This window comes from Ruegeria sp. SATB027, from assembly GCF_059613825.1.
Window position 1 is genome coordinate 1 of the sequence record NZ_JBXWTH010000007.1, and the last position, 2,381, is coordinate 2,381.

Below are 2,381 nucleotides of genomic sequence, written 5' to 3' on the forward strand. Positions count from 1 at the left end.
AACCGCGTCGACAACGCATACGGCGACCGAAACCTCGTCTGCACATGCCCACCAATGGACGCATACGAAGACGCCGCTGAGTGAAACCCGTGTCTGTCCGATCCGTCAATTCGCCTGACGGATCGGATTTACACCCTGAGGGCAGCGCCAATCGGGGCGCTGCCACGCCCAAATCGTCGGAGGAACAATGAAACACTATGTCCTCGCAAATGATCACGCCAATCTGTCTGAAACGGAGCCTGAGTCACCCGAAAGATTGAAACATATCGATGTCATTCTCAACGGTGAAACGGCTATGGCGTCAGCTGGAATGGTCATCGAATTCTATCAGGCGTTAAACACTCTGGCCGAAGACTGCACCTATGCGGTCAACCTTCGTGTCGCTGGCTCGGAACCTGCGGGCGGACCGTTATACTGGGCCGGACGAACGGCGGTTTTCTGGGGAGATCTGGAGAACATCTGGTCCATCCCACATTCGCGCAGATCCTGGGTATCGCAGGTCCTGAACCTGTCTTCACGGGTTGTACTGGTCGGCGGCGCGGTGCTGCTTCTGCCGCAACTCGGAAGAACAGGCCGGAACACCGTTGCTGTCCACCCGAATTTCGCAGCCGCTGCACTGGAGGGCGGGCTGGAAGATTGTGGCACCGGCACGCATCTGGCCGCAGACGGGTGCGCCCATAGCGCAACCACCCGGTTAAGCGCGCTGCGCCTGCTGTCAGAATTTGTGTCGATCGACCACGGGGAACATATCGCGGACATACTGCGCGGATACATTGGACTGACGGAACCCACACAAAAGCACGGCAGCACGCTTGCCGCCCGTCTGGTGCACCGTGCAAAAGGTGATCAGCTTGTCATGCGCACGCTGGATGCGATGCAGGAAAACATCGAAGATCCTTTGACGATCTCGGAACTTTCCAATGTACTCAGGACCTCGACCCGCCAGTTACAGCGAAGGTTTCTAAGCAAAACCGGTGCGAAACTTTTGTCGACCTACAAAGAGCTAAGGCTGGAGCGGGCGCAGAGCCTTTTACAATTCACCAACATGTCGCAGATCGAAATCTCGACAGCGACCGGCTTTTCATCGACCGTCGCGCTGAAACGTGCCTTTCAACGAAGCTTTGACGTCAGCCCGGACGATATTCGGAACAAGCGATTTCTGGGGACGGCCGCCCCGGAACACGGATAACCTTTCGCGTTGGTCTCGTGATCCACCAGTCAACGCAGCACCGAGCCCGCGTGGACAATGCGCCCACGCAGGTCGGGTTTGGTGCAGGCGATCAGGCCGCAGCGATCTGACTGGCCTTTTCGACCAGTACTTCGGCCTGCCGGATCGAGGCATAGTCGATCAGACGACCATCCAGAGACACGGCACCTTTTCCGTCTGCCTCGGCCTCGGCCATGGCGACAAGGATACGCCGTGCCTTGGTAACTTCGGCATCCGAGGGTGACATCACCTCATTGGCAAGTGCGATCTGGCTTGGATGAATGGCCCATTTGCCCTCGCAGCCCAGAACGGCGGCACGTTTTGCGGCGGCCTTGTAACCGTCGGGGTCCTGGAAATCGCCAAAAGGCCCATCAATCGGACGCAGCCCGTTGGCGCGCGCAGCAACCACCATGCGGGCAAGGGCGTAGTGCCACATGTCGCCCCAGTGGGTCAGGCGGCCTCCGTCGGCATCCGGGTCGGTCAGAACCGAATAGTCAGGGTTTACGCCCCCGATGATTGTGGTCCGCGCGCGGGTCGAGGCGGCATAATCCGCGACACCAAAATGAAGGCTTTCATTGCGCTTTGATGCCGCAGCGATCGCGCTGACATTCTGCATACCAAGCGCGGTTTCGATGATGTGTTCGAACCCGATCCGTTTCTTGTACCCCTTGGCGTCTTCGATCTGGGTCACCAGCATGTCGACTGCATATACATCTGCGGCTGTCCCGACCTTGGGGATCATGACCAGGTCCAGACGCTGGCCCGCCTGTTCGACAACATCCACGACGTCCCGATACATGTAATGGGTGTCCAGACCATTGATCCGGACCGACATGGTCTTGTTGCCCCAGTCGATATCATTCAGAGCCTGAATAATGTTCCTGCGCGCCTGCTCCTTTTCATCGGGCGCGACGGCGTCTTCCAGATCGAGGAAGATGACATCCACGTCCGATTTCGCAGCCTTCTCAAACATTCCGGGCTGGCTGCCGGGCACGGCAAGCTCGCTGCGGTTCAGGCGGGCGGGGGCTTGTTCAATTGGATGAAAGCTCATGGTTGGGACCTTTCGGCTTACAGGTTCGGGTATATGGGGAAGCGGTTGCAGAGGTCTGCGACCTGGGCGCGGACGCGGGCTTCGACTTCGGCGTTGCCGTCTTCGCCGTTGGCGGCCAGGCCG

At 58.8% G+C, this 2,381-nt stretch carries 2 protein-coding genes; one reads left to right on the forward strand and one right to left on the reverse strand.

Going from position 1 to position 2,381, the window contains the following annotated elements; translation table 11 throughout:
- Window positions 1–187 precede the first annotated feature (187 nt).
- Window positions 188–1,189 carry a helix-turn-helix domain-containing protein gene (locus AC2FPW_RS00525; protein ID WP_496812232.1) on the forward strand — a complete coding sequence of 334 codons (1,002 nt, stop codon included), beginning with the start codon at window positions 188–190 and terminating at the stop codon, window positions 1,187–1,189.
- A 91-nt stretch (window positions 1,190–1,280) separates the two neighbouring features.
- Here the strand turns inward: AC2FPW_RS00525 and AC2FPW_RS00530 are convergent, their stop codons facing one another.
- Window positions 1,281–2,258, reverse strand: coding sequence for an HpcH/HpaI aldolase/citrate lyase family protein (locus tag AC2FPW_RS00530; RefSeq protein WP_480774594.1), 978 nt, complete (start codon window positions 2,256–2,258; stop codon window positions 1,281–1,283).
- Window positions 2,259–2,381: the final 123 nt, after the last annotated feature.